The sequence below is a fragment of the Pseudaminobacter soli (ex Zhang et al. 2022) genome, assembly GCF_014595955.1.
Taxonomy (GTDB): Bacteria; Pseudomonadota; Alphaproteobacteria; order Rhizobiales; family Rhizobiaceae; genus Kumtagia; species Kumtagia pseudosoli.
Genome location: NZ_JABVCF010000005.1, coordinates 335,933 through 362,732 on the forward strand (window position 1 = coordinate 335,933; position 26,800 = coordinate 362,732).

Sequence of the window (26,800 nt, forward strand, 5' to 3'; positions counted from 1 at the left end):
GAGAACGACATGTCCGATACCAAGGTCTACCTGCTGGATGGAGGCTCCCTGGTCCTCGACGGCTTCCACGTGTTCTGGAATCGCGGGCCGGGCGGCGAGGTCCGCTTCCCCGTCTATTCGATCCTGATCGAGCATGCCGAGGGCCGGTTCCTGATCGATACCGGTTACGACTACGACCACGTGATGAAGGTGCTGCCCTTCGAGAAGCCGATCCAGAGCAAGGACCAGACCATTCCGGGTGCGCTGGCGCTGCTTGGCCTCGAGCCCAAGGACATCGACGTGGTGTTCAACTCCCACTTCCATTTCGATCATTGCGGCGGCAACAAATATTTCCCGCACGCCAAGAAGATCTGCCACAAGTCCGAAGTGCCGCAGGCCTGCAACCCAGAACCTTTCGAGCATCTCGGCTATTCCGACCTGAGCTTTTCCGCCGAGGCGGCCGAAGCGCGGGGAGCGACGGCGCAGTTGCTGGAAGGTACCACCCGCGCCAACTCGACCTTCGAGGGCGTCGAGGGCAATGTCGAACTCGCGCGCGGTGTGAAGCTGATCGCGACACCCGGTCACTCGATCGGCCACTACAGCCTGATGGTGGAATTTGCGAAGCGTCGGCCAATCCTCTTCACCATCGACGCCGCCTACACGCAGAAGAGCCTCGAGACCCTCTGCCAGGCCTCGTTCCACGTCGACCCGGTGGCAGGCGTAAACTCGATGCGGCGTGTGAAGAAGCTGGCGGAGGACCATGACGCCGAGCTCTTCTACTCGCACGACATGGAGAACTTCCTCACCTATCAGACCGGCACACGGTTCTACGGCTGAACGGGACGCTTGAGAGGAGGAGCAAGAAGATGCGCTATTCAGATACTGCCGCGCCGGTGATCACGCTGACATCGGGGCCGGTCGATGCCTATCCCGATGTCCTGCGCGGTCTTGGACGCACCGTCCTCTATGACTACGATCCGGCATTCCAGGCCTTTTACGAGAAGGTCGTCGCAAAGGCGCAGACTGCGATGCGCCTGTCGACGCGGCCGGTGATCCTCCATGGCGAGCCGGTGCTCGGCCTCGAAGCGGCCGCGGCCTCGCTGATCACCCCGCGCGACACGGTGCTGAACCTTGCCTCCGGCGTCTACGGGAAGGGATTCGGCTACTGGGCCAAGCGCTATTCGCCGAACCTGCTCGAAATCGAGGTGCCCTACAATGAAGCGATCGATCCGCAATCGGTCGCCGACATGCTGAAGAAGCATCCCGAGATCAGCATCGTTTCCGTCTGCCATCACGACACGCCTTCGGGCACGATCAATCCGATCAACGAAATCGGTGCGCTCGTCGCCGCTCATGACGCCTATCTGATCGTGGACGCAGTCTCGTCTTTCGGCGGCATGAACACCCATCCGGAAGACTGCAAGGCCGACATCTACGTCACCGGACCGAACAAGTGCCTTGGCTGCCCCCCGGGTCTGACGCTGCTCGGTGTCAGCGACCGGGCCTGGGCGAAGATGAAGGCCAACGAGGCCGCGCCGCGCGCCTCCATGCTCAGCATCCTCGACTGGAAAGACGCCTGGTCGCGCGAAAAGCCGTTTCCGTTCACGCCTTCCGTGGCGGAGATCAACGGGCTCGACGTAGCGCTCGATCTCTATCTCGGCGAAGGCCCGGAGGCCGTGTGGGCCCGCCATGCCCTGACCGCGAAGGCGACCCGGGCAGGTGTTCGGGCCATGGGCCTCGAATTGTGGGCCGCAAGCGAGGCCATTGCCTCGCCGACGACGACAGCGGTTCGCACGCCGGAAGGGATCGATGAAACCGCCCTGCGGCGTGCCGCGCGCGAGCGCTACGGCGTCGTCTTCTCGTCGGGCCGCGGCGAGACGCACGGCAGGCTAACCCGGATCGGCCATATGGGACCGACCGCGCAGCCGATCTACGCGCTGGCTGCGATCGCGGCCCTCGGCGGCGCACTCGGGTCGCTCGGCCATCGCGTCGAGGTCGGCAGGGGCATCGATGCTGCGCTGGCGGTCATCGACGCCGCCGCCTGAACCATCATCACGCAAGAGGGGACTATCATGACGGATCGACTGGCCGGAAAGACGGCACTCGTAACGGGAGCTGCTCAGGGTATCGGCAGGGCAATCGCCGCACGGCTCGCGGCTGACGGTGCGACGGTGATCATCAGCGATGTCAACGCAGCAGGCGGCGCGGCCGCCGCCAAGGCGATCGGCGGCAAGGCGCTTGCCCTTGCTGCGGACGTTTCGGACGAGGCGTCCGTGAAGGCGCTCTTCAAGGAGATCGAGGCCAAGACCGGTGGTGTCGACATCCTCGTCAACAATGCCAGCATCGTGCCTTTCATTGCCTGGGACGACGTGGATCTTGCCCATTGGCAGAAGATCATTTCCGTGAACCTGACCGGAGCCTTCCTCGTCACCCGCGCGGCGACCGACCAGATGCGCGCCAACAAGAAGCCCGGGCGGGTCATCTCGATCTCGTCCAACACCTTCTTTGCCGGAACGCCGAACATGGCGGCTTACGTCGCTGCGAAGGGCGGGGTGATCGGCCTCACCCGTGCGCTCGCGACCGAACTCGGCCAGCATAACATCACCGTGAACGCGGTGACGCCCGGTCTCATCGAGAGCGACGGCGTGAAGGCGAGCCCGCACAACGAGGCTTTCGGCTTTGTCGAGATGCTGCAGGCGGTGAAGGGCAAGGGCCAGCCGGAGCACATTGCCGACGTCGTCGCCTTCCTTGCCTCCGACGACGCGCGCTGGATCACGGGCCAGACGCTGAACGTGGATGCCGGCATGGTACGTCACTGACGCACAGTGCCAGCTTGGACAACGGCCGGGCGATATGCGCCCGGCCGTATTTTTTGCGACCTCTTGAGGACATAACCTTGGAACTGTCTTTCGACGCGTCGGCCTACCACGCGGTGACCCTCGTCACGCTTGCCGTCGGTCTCGCTATCACCGGAATCGCCGGCGGCATCCTGGCCGGTCTGCTCGGTGTCGGCGGCGGCATCGTCGTCGTCCCGGTGCTGTTCTGGCTCCTCCATGCGTTCGAGATTTCGCCGGATTTCGCCAGCCATCTCGCTGTAGGCACGTCGCTCGCGACCATCATCCCGACCTCCATCTCCTCGATGCGCGCTCACGGCCGGCGCGGCAATGTCGATCATGCTCTGCTGAAACTGTGGGGGCCGGCGATCTTCATCGGCGCGCTGATCGGCGGAGGGCTAGCCAATTTTATCTCGGGCGACGGGCTGCGCCTTGTCTTCGGCGTCGTCGCCATTCTGGTCGCGATCAATATGGCGATGCCGAAGACGCTTGTGATCTCCGGCCATTTGCCGAAGAAAACCTGGACGAACCGCTCGATCGCTTTGGTGATTGGTGTGATCTCGTCGCTGATGGGGATCGGCGGGGGCACGCTTTCCGTTCCAACCCTCTCCGCCTTCTCCTTCCCGGTCCACCGGGCGGTGGGTACGGCGGCTGCGCTTGGCTTGCTGATCGCGATCCCCGGAGTGGCAGGCTTCGTCTACGCGGGGCTCGATACAGCCCGCTTGCCTCCGCTCAGCCTAGGCTTCGTCAGCCTTCCCGCCGTGGCGATCATTGCACCGATCAGCTATCTTATGGCCCCTGTCGGCGCGCAGATGGCGCATGCGCTCAAGCCGCGCAACCTCAAGATCGCATTCGCGGTGTTCCTGGCGATCACCTCCGTCCGCATGCTGCTCTCTTGAGTGCGTGCGTGAAAAGGCGCCGCCGACTTGCGCGACGCGGGTTGGCCTGTCGTGCATGCGAAGATCCGCAGCAGCACCGGACCGGCTCCATTGTCAGGCGGCTGTCCTGAGCAGCCGGCCCTTTCGGATGTTCCGTGGCCGGGTCCCGCAGAGGTCGATTTGCTCCCCGTCTCGGATCATTTGCCTGGAAGAGAAGTTGTTGCAACACGAGCGACCGTCATCATCGCTCAGGTGTCTCTCACAAGCGCACCAGCAGCGATGGTCTGCGTGAGGATCGTGTTGTGCAGGAACCATCATGAGCAGTGGCGGCGATCCGCAGCGGATGGCTTCTCGTCCTATCTCAATAAGCCGACGAGACCTCTTGTGGGCCTCGGCCATAGCCGGAACCATGTCGATGGCAGGCACTTCCGTGGCCGCTCAAGGCCGATCCGATTCCCCTCAGCCACGTAATTCAACGTCTCCTGGGCAAGGCCTGCTCTATCCGCAGCGGAACGAGACCCGCGACCTGATCGATCTCTCCGGATTGTGGCAGTTCCAGATGGACCCGCAGGGGGAAGGCGAGGCGCAGCGCTGGTTCCGGAAGCTACCCGCCCCACGGATGATCCCCGTGCCGTGCAGTTGGAACGACCTGTTCGACGATGCCCACACTTATCTCGGGCTCGCCTGGTACCGAACCGAGGTGTGGCTGCCCTCGGGTTGGCGCGGCCGGCGGGTGATCCTGCGCGTGGGCTCGGCTACCTATGCCGCCAAGGTGTGGGTCAACGGCACGGTCGTGACGGAGCACCACGGCGGCAACCTGCCCTTCGCGGTCGAGATCACGGAACAACTCGCCTGGGACAGGACAAATGTCGTCGCCATCACGGTCGAGAACGAACCGCGGCCGGAGCGCGTGCCGCCCGGGCCGCCTCCCGGGGGCGGCGGCGTACTCGGCGTTGCGGCCGGATTCCCTGGGACGACCTACGATTTCTTTCCCTATGCGGGGCTGCACCGCCAGGTGTGGCTCTGCGCAGTCCCAACTGTGCACATCGACGACATCACGGTCGTGACGACGATCGAGGGCGGTGATGGGATCGTCAGTCTGAAGGTCGCGACCGTTGGCGGCTATGCAGGCACGGGAAAGGCGCGCCTGGACGACATCGAGGCCGACCTCGGGTTCCGCGCTGGCACGGCCGAGGCCATCCTGCGCGTGCCGGGGGCACGGTTCTGGAGCCCGCGGGACCCGCATCTCTATACCTTGACGGTCACGCTCACCGATGGGGTGCAGATCTCCGACACCTACAGCCTCGACATCGGCATCCGCACGATCGCGGTCCGGGGCGACCAGATCCTGCTCAACGGCCAGCCGATAAAGCTCACCGGTTTTGGCAAGCACGAGGATTTTGCTCTCACCGGCCGTGGCCTGAACCTGCCGATGTGGATCCGCGACTACGAACTGCTGCGCTGGATCGGCGCCAACTCATACCGCACGTCGCACTACCCCTATCCGGAAGAGGTGATGCAACTGGCCGACCAGCGTGGCGTGCTGGTGATCAACGAGATCCCCGCCGTCGGCCTGAACTTCGCGGATACGGAGGACCTCACACGACTGCGCCTTGCAGAGACGCGGTCGCAGTTCCGCGAACTGATCGCGCGCGACAAGAACCATCCCAGCACGATCATGTGGTGCGTGGCCAACGAGCCGCTGGTACGCCCGCCCGACAAGGATGCGCCCCTATCCCAACCGCAGGAACAGAAGGCCATCGAGGCCGGCACGCGATTCTTCCAGCACGTCTATGACGAGGTAAACCGGCTCGACGGAACACGGCCAGTCACGCTCGTCGGAGTCGGTGGCGGGCCGCGGGAATGGCACGAGCGGTTCGATGTGATCTGCATAAACCGCTACTACGGGTGGTATGCCCTCGGCGGGCGGCTCGATCAGGCGGCGCAGGTGCTGGCACGCGAACTGGACGAGTTGCATCAAGCATTCGGCAAGCCGATCATCGTCACCGAGTTCGGCACCGACACCCTGCCTGGCACACACAGCCTACCGCCCGAGATGTGGACCGAGGAATATCAGGTCGAGTTCCTGCGCCGCTACCTCGACGTTGCGGCGCAGCGTCCGTTCATGGCCGGAATGCAGGTCTGGGCCTTCGCCGATTTCAGAACCGTCCAAGGCGTAGGGCGCGCAGGGGGGATGAACTTCAAGGGCGTGTTCACCCGTGACCGCCGGCCCAAGATGGCGGCGCATTTCCTGCGCAAGCAATGGACAGGGATGTGAAGGCTCGCGGTGTGGCTATGGGAGATGCGGCCGTTCCTCTTCTGCAAAATGCCGGAACGAATTGCGACGTCTGCTGTTGGAGCGCCAAGCTTGCGCGCCCGATCACAATTTCCCGCATGAGAACTCTGCACCATGACCTCAGATCATGCGAACACCTCGTGAGACATCGCATTACGCTCCGTGTCCAGTGAACTGACCACCGAGACAAGGATGTTCTCCCGACACAGCAGAGCTCTCTCTCCAGCCTCCGTAAGGAAGGGGGTGGCCCATGAAACGCATTCGGGTTGCTGGCGTTTTGCTCCTTTGGACTCTAAGCGGCGCGGCTTGGGCGCAGGAAGAGTCGGCCACTTCGACTTCGGGCAGAGTCGCCGCGGCGGGCAATCCAGCCGCCACTACGACGGAATTGCGAACGACGATGCCCCTGGTGCGGGGATGGAGATTCACCTTCGACAACAATCTCAGTGATGAAGTGGCGCTTGCCTCGAATGCGAGCCACTGGGAAACCGTAGATCTTCCACATACTTGGAATGCCGAGGCTGCCAGCACCAGCAACAGTCGACCTTCCAAGCGCGGCCTCGGCTGGTATCATTTGGAATTCGCTACGCCAACGAAGGGGGCACGCAAGTGGCTCGAGTTCGGCGCGGCGAGTATCGTCGCGGACGTCTGGCTCAATGGGCACAAGCTCGGCCAGCACAAGGGCGGGTTCACGGTCTTCCGGTTTGATGTCACGGATGTACTTGTCCCGACCGGCAGGAACGTGCTGCTGGTCAAGGTGGACAACACCCAGCCCACCTCGGACAGCGACCGCACCGCCATACCACCGTTGGCCGGCGATTTCGTCATTTATGGCGGTCTTTATCGTTATGTGTCCCTGGTGACGACCGCCGACGCGGTGCACTTCGATCTTTCCGATATGGGTGGCCCCGGCGTCCATGCGGCCACCACATCGCTCGCGGGCGGCACCGCCACCATCAACGTACGTGCCAGCCTGAAGAGCGAAGCAAGGACCGACGCCAGCTATCTGGTTCGCATCTCCCTGCTGGATCGGGCCGCGCAGGTGGTCCGGAGCAAAGAGGCAAACCAAAGGCTGAATGCGGGCGGCCGCCTCACCGTCTCCGAGGACCTTGTGGTGAGCCGACCTCACTTGTGGCAGGGCATCGAAGACCCGTACCAGTACAAGCTTGTAGCCGAGTTGTTGACGCAGGACGGCAAGGCTCTCGACAAGGTCGTGCAGGACTTCGGCATCCGCGAGATGCGCTTCGACCCCCATCACGGCTTTTTCCTGAATGGCAGGCATGTGCCCCTGCATGGGGTTGCCATGCATCAGGAATCCTACGGAAAGGGCTGGGCGGAGACACCCAGGGACATCGACGAGAAGCTGGCCCTGGTGAAGGAGATCGGAGCCAACTCCATTCGCCTCGGCCACTATCCCTTCGACCGATATACGCTCGACAGCCTCGATCGCATGGGACTCGTCGCATGGGCGGAACTCCCCGTAGGCATCGGCGTCACCACGGAAGTCCCTGTGACGATCGGGGCGACTGGCCGATCAGTGTGCCCCCGCAGTGACGCCACCAGCGAGTTTCGAGCCAATGCTCAGCAGCAGTTGCAGGAGATGGTCCACCAGCAGTTCAACCACGCGGCCGTCGCCATCTGGTCCCTCGGCAATGAAACAACCTACATGCACAAGGATTGTCTGGGGCCCTGGCACGACAATCTCACGCCGGTGTTTCGGGAATTGCAGGCGCTGGCCAAGCGCGAGGACACCCATCGGGTCACCGCCTACGCTGATAACGTCACCCAGGCGCAGCCTCCCGTGAACGGTAACTATATCGACCTGGGCGGTATCACCGACGTCTGGGCGCGTAACCAATATCCCCTCTGGTATTCGGGTCCAGTCACGAGGCTCACCAATATACTCGACGCCGTGCGCATCCGGTATCCCGACCAGCCCGTTGGAATTAGCGAGTACGGCGCTGGCTCGGCGCTTACCCATCATACCGACAATGTCATGGGCGGCCCGCCAGAAGTCCGAAATCCCGGCGTTCCTGTGGTTTATCAGCCGGAGGAATACGCCAGCTACGTGCACGAGCAGGTCTATGCCAAGATCCTGCCCACCGACTATCTCTTTGCCACCTATGTCTGGAACATGTTCGACTTCGCCACCGGTCTCCGCAACGAGGGCGATGTCCAAGGCGTCAACACCAAGGGCCTCGTCAGCTTCGACCGCAAGACCAGGAAGGACCCGTTCTACTTCTACAAGGCGAACTGGAGTCCCGATCTCGTGACCTACATCACGAGCCGCCGCTATACGAACCGCGCCTACCCGATCGCCGACGTCAAGATCTACAGCAACGCCGATTCGGTCGAGCTTTCCATCAATGATAGGTCGGTCGGCGAGATGAAGCAGGAACAGTGCCTGCTGAAGACATGCGTGTTCAAGAACGTCAAATTGGATCACGGCGCCAACAAGGTGATGGCTGTCGGACATCGTGGGGGCGACACAATAGGGGATTCGGTCGAGTGGTGGCTGAACACAAGGAACATCAACATCGCAGCCGGCCAGTTGACGACCGGATTCATGTCCGGCGAACTCTCCCTCGAAAGTTCCATCAATGTTGCGACCGACCCGCTAGTGACGGCGTCCACGTCGGCATCCAGATCAGGCGAGCTCTTTGGCTCCGACAACTTCTTCATCGGCGGTGCGGGCGATTGGCTCGTCTCCAAGGGGCTCGATGCGCCGACGGATACGACCCCTGTTCAAGGGACGGACGATCCGCAGTTGTTCAAGAATTTCCGCCGCGGCAGCTTCAGCTATTTCGTCCCGCTTGATGACGGCGACTACATGGTCACGCTTGGTTTTCTCGAACCTGATAAGGATAAGGAGATCGGCGAGCGCGTCTTCGACGTCGCCGCAAATGGCGAGACCAAACTGGAGAACTTCGACGTCCTGCGAGTGGGCAAGGGCAAGTATCGCACCGTCGTCAATGAGTCCTTCACGACGAAGGTCTCCAACGGGTTTCTCAAGCTCGATTTCACTCCCAGGCTTGGGGAAGCCCTCGTGTCGAATATCAGGATCCGGAAACAATGAAGTGCGTCATCTTCCGCCCATGATTCGATGTGACCCGGCGCATACCGTTGTCTGCCTTCAACGAGCGATCAGGACAAAAGGACAGCACCATCCATGAGCACCTTCATCGTCGTCGTCTTTCCGGATGAGGCAAGCGCTCAGCGGGGAATACGAGCCTTGAAGGATCTCAATTCGGACAGCAGCCTCGTGCTGCACGGAGCGGCTATTGTCACGAAGAATGCCAAAGGGAAACTGTCGATGCACGTCGCGTCCGACGACGCGCTGGGGACTGTCGCCGCCGGCACGCTGGTCGGTGGCCTGGCAGGATTGGGTGTGGGGTTGCTAGCAGCAGCCATCCTAGCGGCGGGCGGCGCGGTGTTTGGTGCATCGGCCGCGCTAACCAACCGCAGTGCGGATAGGAAGATCATGGAGGACGTTTCTCGTCACCTGCGCACAGACGCGTCGGCCCTCGTCGCCGATGTCGATGCCGACGACATGGCAGGTCTCGAAAGCCGTATGAACGCGCTCGGAGGCACCGTCCACATTCAGGACCAACCGCCAGGCTGAAAGTTTCGCGACAAGCTGCAAGAGCCTTCCGCCGCTCTACGATCCCGCCGGTCTGAAGTTTTGTCTCGAGATTGCACGGAGAAGTACGGAACGATGGCTCTTCGCCAGAGTTCAGTTAGGTCGCTTTTCCGGAGACGCATTTTGTCATCTGAGTTCGCGGCACAACGGTCGCATCGCATCGAGGTCCGGCCAGGCGGAACGAGCCACAGCGGCCGGCAAGCCACAGGTTGAAGCGCCGGTCCGAAGCGCAGGGCCACTCAAACGCCGATGGAAAGCCAGACCAAGCGAGCTCTCCAGAGGAGAAACCTGTGAGCCGGTTCGTCGTCGTCATATTCCCCAACGAAGAGAAGGCCGACGAGGGCGTACGCCTCCTCGATGAACTCGACAATGAGGGAACCATCACCGTCTACGCGACGGCGATTGTCAGCAAGAATTCCGACGGCGAGGTGACGCAAAAGGAAACAAGGCCCCGAGGTCCACGAGGGATGGTACTGGGCGCCCTGGTCGGAGGATTGCTCGGAATGCTGGGCGGACCGCCGGTGGCGGCACTCGGCGCCGCTGGCGGAGCGGTTATGGGCGGCTGGCATGACGCCATGGATCTCGGCGTCGGTTTCGACTTCCTGGACGAGGTGTCTCGCGAACTGAGGCCAGGTCATTGGGCCGTGGTCGCCACAATCGATGAAGAATGGATAACGCCGCTCGATTCCCGGATGGAGTCGATCGGCGGGATTGTCGTGCGCCGGCGGAGCGATGATTTCGAAGATGACAGGCTGCGCGGCGAGATCGAACTCGCGCGACGCGAGCTTTCCGAATACCAGGCGGAACTCGCGCAAGCCCCGGAAAAAACGAAGGCAAGGCTTGCCACAAGGATCGATGAGGTCCGGGCAAAGCTCAGACGGGCCGCCGAACGCACCGAGTCGCGCATCGATCGCTTGCGGCAGGAGACGGAGGCGAAGGTCGGTGCCCTGGAGCATCAGGCTGTCCGCGCCGCACCCGACGCCAAGGCGAGCATCGACAGGCGCATCGCAAACATTCGCGTCGATGACGAGAGGCGATCGAGCAAGCTGGAGCAGGCATTGGCAATGGCCCGTGAGGCTGCGGCCTGAAGGACGCGCTGATCGTTCGATGTCCCAAGCGAGGTTGGCGATCTCGAGCGCTGTCGAAGCCGCTCCGAAGTCCTGATATCGACCGGCGCAGCCCGGTACGCTGACAAGGCTTGGACACGCTTCGATCCACGTCCGGCAAACATCGAAGCTGTGGAATGGACGCCGAGCGCTGGCAAGTGATGAGCGAAATCGTCAGCAGCCTCAACAGTACCTTCACGCTGGCCTTTGTGACCACCAGCATGTTCGGCCTGGGGCTCGGGTTGACCCTGCGTGATCTGCTTGCGCCGCTCAAAAGCGTTCCCTTGGTCCTGGCCGCGCTGGGGATCAATTTCGTGCTTCTGCCCGCGGTCGTCTGGCTACTCACGCATTTGCTGCCGCTCCAGCAAGATCTCAAGGTTGGCCTGATCCTGATGAGCACGGTGGCCGGCGCGCCGATCACGATCAAGGCGGCTCAGCTGGCGCGCGGCGACATCGCCTTTGCCGGCAGCCTGGTGACGCTTCAGGTCATAGCGACGATCATCCTTCTTCCCTTCACGCTGCCATTGCTCATCCCCGGCATTGCCGTGGACGCGGTGGCGATCGCCATGCCGCTGGTCCTGCAAATCCTGCTGCCTCTGGCAGGAGGCCTCCTCATGAATGTCAGATATGACGAAGAGGCGGAGATGACGCGCCCGATCATGGCGGACATCGCCAATGTCAGCCTGGCGATCATGCTTGTCCTCAACCTTGGCAACATCCCGGCGGTGCTCAGTCTCATCGGAACGGGAGCGCTCGCCGGAGCGCTAACCATCATCCTCATAGGCTTGGCCGCCGGCTATCTGCTCGGCGGGCCTGATCCAAAGACGCGCAAGTCACTCGCGCTGGGCTCGGCGCAGCGGAACTACGCGGCGGCTTTCGTGATTGCGCAGGACAGTTTCGCCACCCGGCCCGATGTCTTCCTGATGCTGCTGACGGCATCGATGATCAGCATGGTCGTTGTCCTCCTGGCGGCGGGCGAGTTCGGGCGGCGTGAACGGGCCCGCGAAAAGCAGGCAACTGGGGCGCCTGCAGGGGAACTATCTTCGCGGCAAGCAGATGGGAGACGATAGCAAAGGAGGCAGTGATGACGCGGTCTAACCAGGCCAGCAAACCGAACATCCTGATCCTCTGCATGGACCAGTGGCAGACCCATATGCAGGTGCCGGAAGCGGTGCAGTTCCCGGCCATGCGCCGCCTCGAGGCCCAGGGCGTCAGCTTCGACCGGCAATACTGCACGGTGCCCATCTGCACGCCCTCGCGCGCCACCATGTGGACCGGCGTGCACGCCAGGCACACGGGGCTGTGGGACAATACCAACTTCGCGTGGATCGGCGAATTGTCCCAAGAGATCCCGACAATCGGACATCTCCTGCGTGAGCAGGGCTACTACACCGCGTTCAAGGGCAAGTGGCACCTCTCCGCCGTTCCGACGCGAGAGGACGCTCTCGAGCGCTATGGCTTCTCCGACTTCCAGCAATGGGGCGAGATGTTCGGCGCGCCCTTGGAGGGAGCCATGCTCGATGACACCGCCACCTTCGAGGCGGTGGACTGGCTGGAGCACAAGGCGGCGGCGCTCGAACAGCCCTGGCTGCTGGTGTGCAGCCTCGTCAATCCACATGACGTCATGTTCCTGCAGACCGATCCTGTCCAGGAGCCGCACCCGAAGGGCGCGGCGGCCGGCATGCAGACCACCGTGCAGCGGCTCGGCTGGTTCGAGCAGGAGTGGGATGTCCAGATGCCGGACAATTTCGCCGACGACTATGAGCGGCAGCCGCCCGGCGTACGCCACTACAAGGAGAACGTGGACCTGAACTATGGGCGCATTCCCGACGACCGCGTCGACCTTTGGCTGAAGCACCGGAACTATCTCGTCAACTGCATGCGTCTGGTCGACGCCGAGTTCAGCCGGATCGTCGCAGCGCTCGACCGTTTGGACCTTTGGCAGAGCACGGTGGTGATCTTCACGGGCGACCACGGCGAGATGAACGGGGCGCACCACATGACCCAAAAGGGCGCGATCCCCTTCGAGGAGGCGGCCGTCGTCAACCTCACTGTCTGCGCGCCCGACGGGCCTCAGGGAAAGCGCACCGCCGCCGTCGGCTCGCACCTCGACCTCGCGCCTACGCTCCTGGCCTACTCGGGTCTGGACGATGAGGAGATCCGCAAACGCTATCCGCATCTCAAGGGGCGCAGCCTCAAGGTCCCGCTCACGAATCCCAGCGAAGACGGTCCGCGCGGCAGCGTCCACGCTCCCGGCGACGGTGCGCTCATCTGCTGGGACGGGCTCAACATGCTCGACAAGGATTGGTCCCTGACCGGCGTTCTGAAGGAACTCAGCGACTTCAGCCTCGAGTTTTCCGAGGAGGCTGTCCACAAACCGGAAGAACTGAAAGACGCCGGGCGGAAATATGGCGCGCCCGACTTCAAGAAGCGCAACTTCTTCCGGGCGGTCGTGGACGGGCGCTACAAGCTGGTGCGCTGGTTCAGCCCGGAGGAATACGGCAATCCGTCCACGCTCGACGAACTCCTCGCAACCAGCGATGCCGCGCTTTACGACCTCGTGAACGATCCCGGCGAGCTCCAGAATCTGGCTCACCCCGATCACCCTGGCCGGGACCAGGCGCTGATCGAACGCATGCTCGCGAAGCTCCATGCTCTCGTGCAGCACGAAATCGGCGAGGATCGGGCACCCTTCGATCTCGATATGTTCGGAACGCGCGAGGTGAAATACCGCAAGCAGAAGGATCGTGCCTCGTGAGGATCGACATGGAGCTCGCGCAGAGGGAGCCGCTCACCATGGAACGAGAGACCAAGGGCACGCACCGATAGTTCGGCGCGACGTGCCCGGGCCAACTCACGCTAAAGGAGACGAAGTCGTGTGATCGAGTCCTTAAGGGCCGTGCTCCAGTCCGCCTCGGAGCAGTTTCATTTGCTCCTCGGCTTGGAGCGCAATGTGGAGAACGTCAATTCCGGCCAGATGGCGCTCCGCGCGATACTCGTCTACGCGCTCGCATTGCTGCTGGTGCGGATCGGCAGCAAACGCTTCCTGAGCCAAGCCACTGCTTTCGATGTCATCGTCGCCATCATGCTTGGCTCCATCCTGAGCCGAGCCATTAACGGATCGGCTCCATTCGTCCCCACGATCCTGGCGGGCGGTGCGCTCCTTGCAGCCCACTGGGTCTTTGCGACTATCGCCGCGAGCACCTCGTTCTTCGGCCCCCTCGTGAAAGGGGAGCCCCGCCTCCTGATCAAGGATGGGCAGGTGCAGGAGGAGGAGATGCGGGCGGCACAGCTCTCCAAGCACGATCTGGAGCAGGCTCTCCGCCTTCAGAACCGACAGGACCCGTCTCGGATCAAGCGCGCCTATCTAGAGCGCAACGGCAGCATCAGCATCATTCCGTTCGAAAACGTACCCCACATCCTGGAGGTCGCAACCGAGCGGGGAGTTCAGACCATTCGCATCAAGCTCGAATGATCGCGGCGTGGGCCGCGTCGATGTCTACCTACAGGGCCCACGCAGCGTCAGGAAAACCTGCATGACGGAAGAAGCGCAAATCCCGAGGGATGACGCATCCGAGCCGGAGCCCGCGATCAACCTGCCGGGCTTAAGCGAGTTGCACGATGCAGTCGCGAACCGCCTGTGGTCGAAGCTGCCGGGTTGGGCGTCCCTGCGCCGGGACGGGGTCGCCGGATTGAGCAGCGCGGTCAGCAACGTGTCCGACGGGATGGCGAACGGTGTGCTGATGGGCGTCAATCCCATCTACGGCCTGTACGCCAACATGGCGGGACCGGCGGCGGGGGGTCTGTTCTCCAGCACCCAGCTCATGATGATCGCCACCACCGCCGCGGCGTCGCTGTCGGCGAGCCAAGCCCTCGGCGGACTTGAGGGCGAGGAGCGCGCCGCCGCGCTCGCCGCCATGGTCATCCTGGTGGGAGTCTTCCAGATCGCGTTCGGACTTCTGGGGTTCGGGAGGCTGATCCGCTTCGTGTCCTATTCGGTCACGACCGGCTTCCTGAGTGGCGTTTCGGTGCTGCTGATCCTCAACCAGCTTCCCGTCGTCACCGGCCATGAGGCCGCCGGCGGCAATCGGATCGCACAGACTTTTAACCTGCTCGTCAATCTGGGCGAGATCAATCTGGTGTCGCTGGCCTTGGCTGTCCTCACGCTGGTGCTTGCCGTGCTGCTGCCGCGCACGCCGTTGAGCAATTTCGGCCGCCTGGTGGCAATTGCGATCCCGTCCGGGATCGTGGCCCTGTTCGACCTTGGCGGCGTAGAGACCGTCCGGGACATCGGCGAGATCCCGCGCGGCATTCCGATGCCGGTGCTGCCGGCGCTGTCCAGCGTCACGCTCGACGTGATCACCGGGGCGATGGCGGTCGCCATCGTCATTCTCGTCCAGGGGGCCGGGGTGAGTCAGAGCGTGCCCAACCCGGACGGAGCGCACCGGGACACGTCGCGGGACTTCGTTGCCCAGGGCGCAGCCAATGCTGCAACAGGTCTCTTCAATGGTTTGCCGGTCGGCGGCTCGCTTAGCGCCACGGCACTCAATGTGATCTACGGCGCGCAGTCCCGCTGGGCAGTCGTGTTCGCGGGAGTGTGGATGGCTTTGATCGTTATGATCTTCCCTGGTCTGGTGTCCTCGATCGCGATGCCTGCGCTCGGCGCATTGCTGATCCTGGCCGGGGTCACCAGCCTCAAGCCGCGGGAGATCCGGGCGGTCTGGCATACCGGCTTGCCGTCGCACCTGGCGGCGGGAGGTACTTTCCTCGCCGCGCTCTTCCTCTCGATCCAGGCGGCGGTCGGTATTGGGGTGCTGCTGTCGGCGCTGCTCTATGTGGGCAGAGCCTCGACGGACGTCTCCCTGGTCGAACTGGTGGAGCGTTCCGACGGCCGTATCGAGGAGCAGGAACCGCCCAAGCGGCTGCCGTCCAATAGCGTGACGGTGCTCGATGTCTACGGACACCTGTTCTACGCCGGCGCCCACACCCTGGAGCGGCTGCTGCCGGCGCCTCAAGGCTCGCGCAAGCCGGCCGTGGTCTTGCGGCTGCGCGACCTCAGCGTCGCGGGCGCTACGTTGCAGGACGTGCTGGCGAACTACGCCGACAAGCTCGCGGACGCGGAGGGACGGCTGTATCTCACCGGGATCAGCCAGCGGGTGCGCGATCAGATGGTCCGGACGGGCCAGCTTCGCCTGAGCGGGCCGGTGCAACTCTATGATGCCACGTCGATCCGCAGGCAGTCGACCCGGCGGGCGGTCGAGGATGCCCGGACATGGCTCGTCGACGGCGGCGAGGCGGAAAGACCTCATCATGGCTGATGCGCCCCACCGACGATCATGGCGCCGCGTCCTGAAAAAGGATGTCCCCGGCCGGGTTGATCAATGCGGTGGTCAGCGTACCGGATGGGCTCGCCTCGGCGGCGCTCGCCGGCGTCAATCCGGTCTATGGACACTACACCAGCGTCGCCGCGCCGATCGGTGGCAGCCTGCTGGTCAGTTCGCAACTGATTCTGCATCTTAGCGGCAACTTTGAATGCGTTCTCGTCCGCTTGCTGCCACCAAACTCATGGACAACACCGATCCTCACAAACTGGCCGTAGGCCGCAACCTTATTCCTTTGCGAATCCGCCGGTACGGGAGTTCAGATGGGTCGGCGGTGTTGTAGCCCGGACTTTTCACCACGAGTATGCGTTCGGCGATGCTCTGGAAGTCTGCTCGAAAATGGACCGAGCTCTTCAAACCGATGATCTTCTGCGCTCCCGGGTCTATCCCCAGATGGCGAAAGATCGCCTGCGTTCCCGCCTGTGAGCGCCTGCTGCCGACGACGATGGCAACGTCGGAGTCAACGATCCGCAAAAGCGCCAGCCGCCCGAAATCGACCGTGGCGCCTGCATAGAAGCCGCCGGTTCCCTGGAACTCCCCGTCCGCCAGGGCGACGACCTCGAAGGTTTCCTTCAGCGGGGCGACGCCGGCAGGGCCGTTTCGACCACCAACTTCGGCATCGAACCGGGCTCCCATGCCGTGCTCGTGCGCAAGCATCGCGGCTGTCGGATCGAACAGAACCGCCACCACGGCCCCCTTCGCCTTGCATTCCAGGAGGCGCTTGACCAAACCGGTCGTATCGCCTGAACCGCCCGCGCCCGGATTGTCTTGGGTATCGACCAGAATGATCGGACGCGTTGCGGTTTCTGCCAGAGACATGGCGAGCATCACACCTGCGCGATCGTCAAGGACTTCATCGTCTGAATAGGCCTTTTCAGCCTGCAGGACATGCTCTGCCAGCAGATGTGCAAGCCGTTCGGCATCATGGTGCGTACCCGCGCCATAGGCGATCACCGTCGGGCCGCAATCCGCCGTATCGGAAGGCGGGAAGCCCGGCGAGAAGCTGAGTTGCACGCCATGGTCCCGTTCCAGACCTTCCAGCCGCTCATAGATCGTCCTCGTCGGCTCGGAAAGCGTGCATTGGGCAGGGATGGGAATAAGATAGGGCAACTGAACCAGAGCCTTGCCAAGGCGCTTGTTCGTTCGCAGCATGTCAAACAGGACACGCGCCACGCGACGGCCCGTTTCGGCCATGTCGACATGCGGATAAGTGCGGTAAGCCGACATGAAATCGCTGTTGTCGACCATGGCTTGACTGACATTGGCGTGGAGATCGAGACTGGCCGCGATCATCACCTCGGGGCCGACGGCCTCGCGGAAACGGCGAAGAAAGTCGCCCTCTCCATCTCCAATCCCGTCGACGACCATCGCGCCGTGAAGATCGAGGAGAATGGCATCGAATGGTCCCTTGTCGACGATAGCCTCCAGAAAGAGCTGAAGGATCCTCTCGTAGGCTGCCAGCTCAACCATGCCACCGGGCTCGGCCTGGCACCACACGAGAGGCTCCAGGGCAATGCCTTGTGCCATGGCTTCGTCGATCATGCCCGCCGCCGGTAGGTTGCGTCCTGCCATGGTGTCGATGATCGCCGCGCCGAGCGTCAGCGGCGGCCAGCCGCCTGCCGTATTGAAATCCACCCAGCCCGTGGTCTCCGGCACGAATGTGTTGGTCTCGTGCTGAAATCCGCCCAGCGCAATCCTCATGCCGAAACCACCTCCTGTTGAAGCGAAAACCCGCCCGTCTGGACGCAACGGACCTTTCGCCCGTCGCTCAGCCCCCGCAGTTCCTGCCGTGTTGTGCAGTTGTGGTCGGCGTGGATACACCGATCCTTGAAGAAGCACCCTGTCGGGAGGCGACGATTGCTGGGTAACTCGGTATTGCGCAACGGCTGGCTGAGCCCAGCTTCGTGCTCCAGCTTGGGAACGGCTGCCAACAGCGAGCGCGTATAAGGATGGGCCGGACGCTCCAGCACGTCCCTTGCATTGCCCAGTTCCACGACCTCGCCGAGATACATGACTGCAACGCGGTCGGCAAAGTGTCGGACTACCGCTACATTGTGGGAAATGAAGAGATAGGTGAGATTCATCTGCTGCTGCAGATCGGCCAGCAGATTCAGGATCTGCGCCTGGACCGACACGTCCAGGGCAGATGTGTTCTCATCAAGAACGACGAGGTCGGGCTGAAGCGCCAGCGCACGGGCGATAGCGATTCGCTGCCGCTGTCCGCCGGAGAATTGATGCGGGTAACGAGACAACTGCTCCGGGCGAAGTCCGACCCTCTGAGCAAGATCCAGAACCCGTTCGCGGATCTCCACTTTCGAAAGTTCAGCAGCCACGACCAGCGGCTCGCTGATCAACGCCTCGACCGACATCCGCGGATCGAGCGAACCCTGCGGATCCTGGAAGACGATCTGGAAATTCTGACGGAGCTTCTTCAAGTCCGCCTGCGATTGCCCGAAAATGTCGCGACCGTTGAACATGACTTCCCCGGTTGTCACGGGCTGCAAGCCCATGACAACCTGAGAAAGCGTGCTCTTGCCGCACCCGGATTCTCCCACGATGCCGAGCGTCTCGCCGCGCCGGATATCGAGGCTGACCCCGTTCAGCGCGTGGACATGGGAACGAGGCCGGCCAAGCCAGGTGTGACCGACCGGAAATCGGACTGACACATCGGTGAGACGGAGAAGCGGTGGCGCGTGCGGATCACCACCTGGTGCGGCCATCATTTTTGGTGCCGTCGCGACACTTCCATCCGTTTCTATTGTATCTTCCGAGCGCCAGCAGGCTACCTCGTGTTCGCTTGACCGACGGCTCGGCGCCAGCGGGGGCAGTTGCGAACAACTATTCGTGGCCAGAGCGCAACGCGGGCGGAAACTGCAGCCGCTGATCCGGTCGGCAGCACTCGCGGCCGTGCCGGGAATGGCTGCGAGATAGTGCTTGGGCTCCGCCGCCTCAGGCAGCGATTGCAGAAGCGCGCGCGTGTAGGGATGCAGCGGCTTCTGCAGGACCTCCCGGGTCGCGCCCTGTTCAATGATGCGGCCCGCGTACATCACGTAAGCCCGGTCGCACAACTGCGAGACCACGGCGAGATCGTGCGTGATGAAAAGGACGGACATGCCCCGTTCGCGCGCCCGTTCGCGCAGAAGGCCCAGCACCTGTGCCTGCACCGTGACATCGAGCGCCGTGGTCGGCTCATCGGCAATAAGGAGCGAGGGATTGCAGGAAAACGCCATGGCGATCAGCACGCGCTGGCGCAGACCACCAGAAAGTTCAAACGGATAGGAGCGCATGACGCGGTCCACATCCTGCACCTGCATTTCGACAAGCAACTGGCGTGCGCGAACTTCCGCTTGCGCCTTGCTGACCCGTTTCTCATGGGTGCGGATGACCTGCATTATCTGCCGCCCGATGCGAATGGTCGGGTTCAGCGCATTCATCGGCTCCTGAAAGATCATCGAAGCCGTCGCGCCGCGCATCCTGCGCAGTTGGCCAGGATCGGCAGTGAGCACATCGCGATCAAGAACAAGGATCCTGCCGCGGCGATAATGCGTGGCACCCTCCGGCAGAAGCCGGAGAACGGACATGGCGGTTACCGATTTTCCCGAGCCGGACTCGCCGACGAGCCCGACGATCTCGCCCGGCGCAATGTGGAAGTTCACTCCCTCGAGTGCTGGGAAGCCACCCAGGCGATGGGGAAATTCCAGCGAAAGGCTCTCGACCTTCAATACGGGTCGGTTCATGTAGGTTATCGTCCCTGCGCGCGCGGATCGAAGATTTCACGAAGCCCGTCGCCAAAGAGGTTGAAGCCAATGGCGGTCGTCAGGATCGCCAGTCCTGGGAAAGTCGGAAACCACCACTGGTCGAGCAGGAAATTGCGGCCCGTGGCAACCATGGCTCCCCATTCCGCTGCCGGTTCCTGAGCGCCAAGGCCGATGAAACTGAGTGCCGAGGCCGTCAGGATTGCTGCACCGATATCGAGCATGGCCTGAACAAGAATCGGTGGCAGCGCGTTGGGCACGATATGGCGCCAGACAATGCGAATGCGGGACGACCCGAACGTCTCAGCCGCCTTGACATAGGAACGTTCACGCAGGGAGAGCGCCTGGCCGCGCGCGAGACGCACATAGAAAGGGATGCGCAGGACAGCGATGGCGAGCATCGCATTGGTCAGGCTCGGGCCAAGGGCAGAAGCCAGCGCTATTGCCATCACGAAAGACGGGAAGGAGAGCATCACGTCCATGATGCGCATGATCGCGGTATCGACCTTGCCGCCGGCGAGGCCGGAGAAGGCACCAATCACCGCCCCCGTCCGCATGGCGAGCAGGACGACGCCAAGGCCAACCGTCACCGAAATCCGTGAGCCGTAGATGACCCTTGAAAAAATGTCGCGGCCGATCTGATCGGTTCCGAACCAGTGATTGCCGCTCGGCGGCGCAAGACGGTTGAGGATATCGAGTTTGGTCGGCTCATAGGGGGCAATCCAGGGCGCGAAAACCATGGTGCACAGCACGAGCGCGACAATGATCATGCCGACGATCATCTGCGGCTGCTGGCGTATCCGGTAGAAGACCCCGGCCCAATCGACATGGTCGGTCTCAGTCACGCTATTGTTCATCAGCCGATGGCACGTATTTGCGGATCAAGCGCCGCGTAAAGAAGATCAACCATCAGGTTCACCAGAACATAGACGGTGGACGCGACAATGGTGAAACCCATGATTGCCGGGAAATCGAGCGCTGTGATCGACAGCACGACATAGTTGCCCATGCCCGGCCAGGCAAAAATCGTTTCGGTCAGCACCGCGCCATAGAGGAGGTCGCCAAAGGCAAGTCCGATGATCGTAACCGACGGGATCAGAGCATTGCGCAGCGCGTGATCGAGCACAATCCGTGTCGGTGACAGACCGCTGGCGCGCGCTGTCCGGATGTAGTCCTCGCGTAGAACCTCCAGCATGGCGGAGCGGATCTGCCGCATCACAACGCCTAGATGTATGAAGCCGAGGGTCAACGCCGGAAGAATCAAGTGGTTGACCGTGCTCTTGAAGGCGGGCCAATCGCCGGCGATCAACGAGTCCACCAGATACAGGCCCGTGACATGGGCAGGCGGCGCGATGGAGCTGTCGATGCGCCCGGAGGCCGGGAGAATGCCCAATTTACCGTAGAAAAAATAGATCAGCAGCAGTCCGAGCCAGAAGGCCGGCGTCGAAATGCCGGTTACGGAAACCGTGTGGCCGATATGATCGACGACCTTGTCCTTGCGGAGCGCGGAAATGACGCCAAGCGGCACGCCGAAGATGATGGAAATGCTCAAGGCGACAATGGCCAATTCGAGCGTCGCCGGAAAAAAGATCAGGATATCGTTCAGGACCGGGCGTTGCGTCCGGATGGATGTGCCGAGATCGCCTTGCAGTAGGTTCGAAATATATTTGAAATATTGCACCAGAACCGGGCGGTCGAGGCCCATGTCCTTGTAGATCTTCTCGACAAGCTCCCTGGGCGCCTTGTCACCCGCAATCATCTCCGCCGGATTACCGGGGATCATATGAGAGATCACGAACGTGACGAGCGAAACGCCAAAGACGACGAGGAGCAAGAAGAGGAGGCGCCGCCGGATCATGTTGGCGAAGGACATTTAACGCTCGCTGACTTACACGGGTATGAAACGCGACAAGGATGCCCGGGACACTGATGGCCCGGGCATGCAAGCCATCAGTTCTTCTTCATGTCAGCGAAGTTGTACATCTGCACCAGCATCGGGTTATAGACATAGCCTTCCACATTGCTGCGCATGGCAAACTGGAAGTTGCGCTGGAAAAGCATGACGTAAGGCGCCTCTTCGGCAGTTATTGCCTGAACCTTCTTGTAGGCTTGTTCGCGCGCCGCTTGGTCGGAAATCACGTCAGCATCCCGGATCAGCTGGTCCACCTCCGGATTGGAGTAGAATGCGCGGTTGCCCGGCAGCCCATGGTACTTCGAGTCGAACCACCATTTCACGAACTCCGACGGATCTGAGAGATCCGGCGACCAATTACCGACAGCGATGTCGAAATTGCCCTTGTCGATCCTGTCACGCATGGTCGGATAGTCGTTTTCCTGCATTTCCAGCGTGATGCCGAGAGGCGCAAGAGCCTGTTGCAGAACGAGGCCCGTTACTTCCCAGTTCGGGTCGGTCTTGGCATAGAGATAGCCAAGCTTGGCATCGGAAACGCCGGCCTCCGCCAGCAGCGCCTTGGCCTTTTCCGGATCGTAGGTGTACTGCTTCACGGTTTCGTCATGCGACCACATGCCCGAGGGAACCGCGCCGCGCATCTGCTTGGCCTTCCCATGCAGAACGCCATCGATGATGCCCTGATAGTCCATGGCGTAAGAAATCGCCTGGCGGACCTTCAGATTGTCGAGCGGAGCGCTTTTGTTGTTCAGATAAAGATAGGTGACGAAAAAGCCGGGCTCGTCGACAATAGCCACTCCTTCCGCGCCAGCCAGCGATTCCAGTTGGTCGGATGGCAGATCTTCGACCAGATCGAGATCGCCTTTTTCAAGCTGCAGACGGCGAGCGGATGCATCCTTGATTATACGGACCACGACCTTTTTCAGATCAGCCTTTCCGGCATAGTGCGGGTTCGCCTCCAGGACAATTTGCTGGCCCTTTTCCCAACTGGCGACCTGATAAGCGCCGCTACCCATCGTATGGTCAGCCAGATAGGCCTGGCCCATGTCGCCATCAACCTCATGCTGCATTACGGCCGGGTTGACGATGCTGGCGCCCGAACCGGCAAGCAGCGACAGGAAAGTCGCTGACGGATTCTCAAGAGTGAAGCGGATCGTGTCCGCGTCGACCAACTCCATTTTAGTGATCTGGGTGAACTGCTTCGCCTGGCTCTTCGCAACCTTGACGACTCGTTCGAAGCTGAATTTGACAGCTTCCGCTGTGACCGGCGTGCCGTCCGAGAAGGTGTGGCCCTTGGCGATCTTGAAGGTCCACACCATGGCATCGGGACTGGCTTCCCAGCTTTCGGCCAGTTCGCCGATCACGTCCGAGGCAGAGCCGTTGTACTTCACCAGCCGCTCATAGGCGGGATAGGTGATCGTAAAACTGTTGTTGGTGCCGGTGACGGCGGGATCGATGTTGTCCGGGTCGCCTGCCTTGCCGAGTGTCAAGACATCCAGTTCCGCTGCCGACAGTGTCTGGAGCGGCAGATGGGCGGCGCTCAACGCCAGCGTGCCGACCAACAAAGCTCGGCGCGACATTGCAGGAATAAAGGTATTCCACTTCATCAAGAGTTCCCCCCGGTTGATTGTTCGCTATTGATACGGTGCCTAAAACCGCATTGTAAAATATCAATTGGAAATCATTTTCATTCAAAACCGATATGTTAGTTCTTAGGGGAACCTTGTGTTCCCGCCAGGTCCGAAGTGCCTCGCCTCACTGCTCTGAAAAAAACCATGGAACGCGACGGACACCGACCCGGTCAGTACGAGCGCTTCGTCCTCGAGGATGCTGACCTCAAGCAGGCCGCCCGGCATTTCGACGGTGACGTCGCGGCTGAGGATCCGGTTTTTCTTCCAGGCTGCCAGCGCCGCGGCACAAGCGCCGCTACCACAAGCCTTGGTCAGGATACCCGGGCGCTCGTAGACAACCAATTTGATCCGGTCCACGGACACGACCTCGGCCACTCCGATATTGGCCTGTTGGGGCAGATAGCTGCTCTTCTGCACCGGTTCTGCAAGGGCCGGTACGTCCAAGGCGTCGCGGTCCGGCACGAAGTAGACCAGATGCGGGTTTCCCATGTTGACGGCAATCGGGTTGGCGAGCGGACCGCTATCGAGGAGGCCATTTGCCGCGTCCAGGGGGCCGGCCAACGGTATCGACTGCCAGTCCCACTTGGCGCTGCCGACCGTCAAGCTGACGCGATGATCGCCTGCGCGCTGGCCGCGGATCAGGCCGCCGATTGTCTCGATCATGACGGAGTCCGAATTCGCCTCCTCCATCAGCAACCAGGCGGCACAGCGCGTGGCGTTCAGGCAGGTTTCCGCTTCCATCCCGTCGATATTGTATATCCGCAAACGCGCTGCCGTTTCGGGCTTCCGCGGCGTTTCGAAAACCAGAAGCTGGTCGCCGCCGATACCCAGGTGGCGATTGCATATCCACCGGATACAGGCGTCGGATGGCTCGAAAGGCTCTGCGCGCCCGTCCACGACCACGAAATCATTGCCCAGGCCGTGGCACTTCGTGAATGCGATCAGTCCATCCTCGGCATGGGCGGCTCCCTGCGGTTTCGCGGTCACCCATTCCCGTTCGACTTCTTTCCGTGACATCACAATGCATGCCCTGCGTCGGCCAGTTCATATCGCAGTTGATCCGCGACGGTCTGCTTGCGGCGGATGAGGGAATAACGGTCGCCGTTCACCAGCACCTTCTGTACGAGGGGGCGCGCATTGTATGTCGAGGCCATGGCCGCGCTGTATGCGCCGGTCACACCAATGGCGACCCGATCGCCTCTTTTCAGCCGGGGCAAAGAGGTGAACCTGCCGAACGTATCGGAGCTTTCACAGACCGGCCCGACCAGATGACACGGGGTCGCCCGTTGATCTGCCGTGGGCTCGATAATCGGCCACACGGGATGCAAGGCATCATAGAGTGCCGGGCGCATCAGGTCGTTCATGCCGGCATCGACGATGGAAAACCGCTCGCCATCAGTCTCCTTGTTGTAGATCACCGTGGTGATAAGCGCCCCCGCTTCGGCAATCAGGAAACGCCCTGGTTCGATTGTCAGCGCGCAATCGCAATCGCGGAGGGTGTCGCCGATGACCTTGGCGTAAGCTTCAACATCAATTCGTTGTCCCGCACCATAGGCAACGCCCAACCCTCCGCCCAGATCCAGCCGTTCAACTGTGTATCCCCGCTGGCGCACCATCTCCACCAGACCCGAAAGGCGTTCGAAGGATTGGCGGAAAGGTGTGAGGTCCGTGATCTGTGAACCGATATGAACGGCCAGCCCGACGACGTTTATGTGAGGCAACCGGGCGGCAAACTCGTAGATGGCGAGGACCTGGTGATAGTCGATGCCGAACTTGTTTTTGCGCGTGCCGGTGGTGATCTTGGGATGCGTCCCCGCATCGACATCCGGATTTATCCGCAGCACGACGGTCGCGATCTTGCCCAGGGCACCCGCCACCTCATCGATCACTTTCAGTTCCTCGACGGATTCGACGTTCAACTGATGCACTTCCCCCTCGAGCGCGGCACGTATCTCCTCCGAGGTCTTGCCGACCCCCGAGAACACCATCTTCTCGCCTGGTATGCCGGCAACTCGCGCACGCTCGAGTTCCCCACCCGAGACCAGATCCACCCCCGCCCCAAGGCCGGCCAGAATTCGCAACAACGAAAGATTGTTGTTGGCCTTCATGGCATAGCAGATCTGGACGCCAAGTGGCGTTACGGCATCCGAAAGCAATTTCCACCGTCGTCGCACCGATTCTGCAGAATAAATGTAGACAGGAGTTCCATACTCGCGAGCAATCGTCTCGATTGCGACTCCTTCTACATGGAGTTTGCCATCCTCATATGAGAAACAATCCACATGCGGGCGCGATATATCGCTGTCCATTGTTCCTCGGAGATTTGATGTTGGTTGCGGTCTTCGCGAGGCTGGACAATACGATTTTGAAGCATGCCGTCAAATTCGTTCTAATGCGCGGTTAAACCATTTCTGATATGTCAGTCGCGACAGGTTCCATTCTTCAGGCAGAACATGCGACTGACCCATCGGCAGCTCGAGATTTTTCAATCCTTGATGCACACGCTGAATGTGACCGAAACAGCCGCCCAGCTCTATTCCTCGCAGCCGACGATAAGCCGGGAACTGAAGGGCCTCGAGGCGACGCTTGGCTTCAACCTCTTCCATCGAGAGAACCGGCGCCTGGAAGCGACCCCGCAAGCGGTCGCCCTCAATGTCATTGTCCAACGCTCCTTTGTCAGCATCAACGAAATTGCGCGTGCCGCCCTGACCATCCAGGGGGACCGGCTTGAGCGCGTCACCGTGGCTTGCTTGCCAGCATTCGCACACGCCCTCTTGCCTTCGGTGATCAAACGTTTTCGCGAAGGATTTCCGAACTCGGCGATCAAGATACACTCTCTCGAAGAGACTGCCCTGACGCGCGATCTGCTCAGCAAATTCTTCGATCTAGCTATCGTCGAAGGGAATATTGACGGGAATTCGAGCTCCATCCTCAGCCTCTACGCTGGAGATCTTCTCTGCATCATGCCGCGCTCACATATCTTGGCCAAGCACAGCGTGCTTCAGGCCGAGCATTTCGATGGTCATGATTTCATCTATTATTCGGAAGAAGATTCCTATCGGCGTCAGGTTGACGAACAGTTCGAAGCCGCGAAAAGCAGCCGGCGTCTGCTGATCGAGACAACCACCGCCACATCGATTGGAACCCTGGTGGCCGCCGATATCGGAGTGTCCATCGTAAATCCGCTGACGGCTCTGGCTTTCGAGGGGCCGCAAATAGCGGTACGTCCCCTGGCCCAGCCAATTCCGTACTATCTCAAGATCTGGCAGCCGCAACCGACGAGAAAGGGCCTCCCTGCGGCCCATTTTGTTGAGGCAATCGTCAAAAGCACCGAAGCAATCGTGGCTTCGCTCTCCGCCCGAAATCTATGCGGCAGACCATAGGGGCCGGACTC

The 26,800-nt window shown here is 61.6% G+C and carries 21 protein-coding genes; 14 read left to right on the plus strand and 7 right to left on the minus strand.

Annotated elements, in window-relative coordinates; translation table 11 throughout:
* Positions 1-9 precede the first annotated feature (9 nt).
* The 13 genes from pldA to HUI96_RS12055 all read left to right on the plus strand — a co-directional run bounded on the left by pldA (position 10) and on the right by HUI96_RS12055 (position 16,329).
* Positions 10-816 carry a 4-pyridoxolactonase gene (pldA, locus tag HUI96_RS11995; RefSeq protein ID WP_188254885.1) on the plus strand — a complete coding sequence of 269 codons (807 nt, stop codon included), beginning with the start codon at positions 10-12 and terminating at the stop codon, positions 814-816.
* Positions 817-845: 29 nt separating this feature from the next.
* Complete coding sequence (ppaT, locus tag HUI96_RS12000) at positions 846-2,024, plus strand: pyridoxamine--pyruvate transaminase (RefSeq protein WP_188254886.1); 1,179 nt, start codon at positions 846-848, stop codon at positions 2,022-2,024.
* 27 nt (positions 2,025-2,051) lie between these two features.
* A complete protein-coding gene (gene pldH, locus HUI96_RS12005; protein ID WP_188254887.1) occupies positions 2,052-2,798 on the plus strand; it encodes a pyridoxal 4-dehydrogenase, SDR-type in 747 nt (248 codons plus the stop codon).
* A 77-nt stretch (positions 2,799-2,875) separates the two neighbouring features.
* Complete coding sequence (locus HUI96_RS12010; RefSeq protein ID WP_188254888.1) at positions 2,876-3,712, plus strand: sulfite exporter TauE/SafE family protein; 837 nt, start codon at positions 2,876-2,878, stop codon at positions 3,710-3,712.
* A 394-nt stretch (positions 3,713-4,106) separates the two neighbouring features.
* Positions 4,107-5,969 carry a beta-glucuronidase gene (gene uidA / locus HUI96_RS12015; protein WP_210320128.1) on the plus strand — a complete coding sequence of 621 codons (1,863 nt, stop codon included), beginning with the start codon at positions 4,107-4,109 and terminating at the stop codon, positions 5,967-5,969.
* A gap of 424 nt (positions 5,970-6,393) precedes the next feature.
* On the plus strand, positions 6,394-9,060 hold the full coding sequence (locus HUI96_RS12020) for a glycoside hydrolase family 2 TIM barrel-domain containing protein (protein WP_188254889.1): 2,667 nt from the start codon (positions 6,394-6,396) through the stop codon (positions 9,058-9,060).
* A gap of 93 nt (positions 9,061-9,153) precedes the next feature.
* On the plus strand, positions 9,154-9,606 hold the full coding sequence (locus tag HUI96_RS12025; RefSeq protein ID WP_188254890.1) for a DUF1269 domain-containing protein: 453 nt from the start codon (positions 9,154-9,156) through the stop codon (positions 9,604-9,606).
* 308 nt (positions 9,607-9,914) lie between these two features.
* Positions 9,915-10,712: a DUF1269 domain-containing protein gene (locus HUI96_RS12030; protein ID WP_188254891.1), complete on the plus strand. Its 798-nt coding sequence runs from the start codon at positions 9,915-9,917 to the stop codon at positions 10,710-10,712.
* Between the two features lie 155 nt (positions 10,713-10,867).
* Positions 10,868-11,800 carry a bile acid:sodium symporter family protein gene (locus HUI96_RS12035; protein ID WP_188254892.1) on the plus strand — a complete coding sequence of 311 codons (933 nt, stop codon included), beginning with the start codon at positions 10,868-10,870 and terminating at the stop codon, positions 11,798-11,800.
* A gap of 14 nt (positions 11,801-11,814) precedes the next feature.
* On the plus strand, positions 11,815-13,488 hold the full coding sequence (locus tag HUI96_RS12040; RefSeq protein WP_188254893.1) for a sulfatase-like hydrolase/transferase: 1,674 nt from the start codon (positions 11,815-11,817) through the stop codon (positions 13,486-13,488).
* 120 nt (positions 13,489-13,608) lie between these two features.
* A complete protein-coding gene (locus tag HUI96_RS29875; RefSeq protein WP_188254894.1) occupies positions 13,609-14,205 on the plus strand; it encodes a YetF domain-containing protein in 597 nt (198 codons plus the stop codon).
* A 61-nt stretch (positions 14,206-14,266) separates the two neighbouring features.
* The gene (locus tag HUI96_RS12050) at positions 14,267-16,048 is read left to right on the plus strand and encodes a SulP family inorganic anion transporter (RefSeq protein WP_188254895.1); all 1,782 of its coding nucleotides are present in this window, start codon (positions 14,267-14,269) and stop codon (positions 16,046-16,048) included.
* 56 nt (positions 16,049-16,104) lie between these two features.
* Positions 16,105-16,329: a SulP family inorganic anion transporter gene (locus tag HUI96_RS12055; protein ID WP_188254896.1), complete on the plus strand. Its 225-nt coding sequence runs from the start codon at positions 16,105-16,107 to the stop codon at positions 16,327-16,329.
* On the opposite strand, the gene HUI96_RS12060 is transcribed toward HUI96_RS12055, so the two are convergent.
* The 7 genes from HUI96_RS12060 to lysA form a co-directional block, all read right to left on the minus strand.
* Positions 16,313-17,812, minus strand: a complete 1,500-nt coding sequence (locus HUI96_RS12060; RefSeq protein WP_188254897.1) for a M81 family metallopeptidase — start codon at positions 17,810-17,812, stop codon at positions 16,313-16,315. The genes HUI96_RS12055 and HUI96_RS12060 overlap by 17 nt on opposite strands.
* Positions 17,809-19,848, minus strand: a complete 2,040-nt coding sequence (locus HUI96_RS12065) for an ABC transporter ATP-binding protein (protein WP_188254898.1) — start codon at positions 19,846-19,848, stop codon at positions 17,809-17,811. Before HUI96_RS12065 ends, HUI96_RS12060 begins: the two co-directional genes overlap by 4 nt.
* Positions 19,849-19,853: 5 nt before the next feature.
* The gene (gene ddpC, locus HUI96_RS12070; RefSeq protein WP_210320129.1) at positions 19,854-20,711 is read right to left on the minus strand and encodes a D,D-dipeptide ABC transporter permease; all 858 of its coding nucleotides are present in this window, start codon (positions 20,709-20,711) and stop codon (positions 19,854-19,856) included.
* 11 nt (positions 20,712-20,722) lie between these two features.
* The gene (locus HUI96_RS12075; RefSeq protein ID WP_188254900.1) at positions 20,723-21,739 is read right to left on the minus strand and encodes an ABC transporter permease; all 1,017 of its coding nucleotides are present in this window, start codon (positions 21,737-21,739) and stop codon (positions 20,723-20,725) included.
* Between the two features lie 77 nt (positions 21,740-21,816).
* Positions 21,817-23,382, minus strand: a complete 1,566-nt coding sequence (locus HUI96_RS12080) for an ABC transporter substrate-binding protein (protein ID WP_188254901.1) — start codon at positions 23,380-23,382, stop codon at positions 21,817-21,819.
* 105 nt (positions 23,383-23,487) lie between these two features.
* Positions 23,488-24,423: a diaminopimelate epimerase gene (dapF, locus tag HUI96_RS12085; protein ID WP_188254902.1), complete on the minus strand. Its 936-nt coding sequence runs from the start codon at positions 24,421-24,423 to the stop codon at positions 23,488-23,490.
* Positions 24,423-25,715, minus strand: coding sequence for a diaminopimelate decarboxylase (lysA, locus tag HUI96_RS12090; protein WP_210320130.1), 1,293 nt, complete (start codon positions 25,713-25,715; stop codon positions 24,423-24,425). The genes dapF and lysA overlap by 1 nt, the downstream gene beginning before the upstream one ends.
* A gap of 144 nt (positions 25,716-25,859) precedes the next feature.
* Here lysA and HUI96_RS12095 point away from each other — a divergent pair, with 144 nt between their 5' ends.
* Positions 25,860-26,789: a LysR substrate-binding domain-containing protein gene (locus HUI96_RS12095; RefSeq protein ID WP_188254903.1), complete on the plus strand. Its 930-nt coding sequence runs from the start codon at positions 25,860-25,862 to the stop codon at positions 26,787-26,789.
* Positions 26,790-26,800 lie beyond the last annotated feature (11 nt).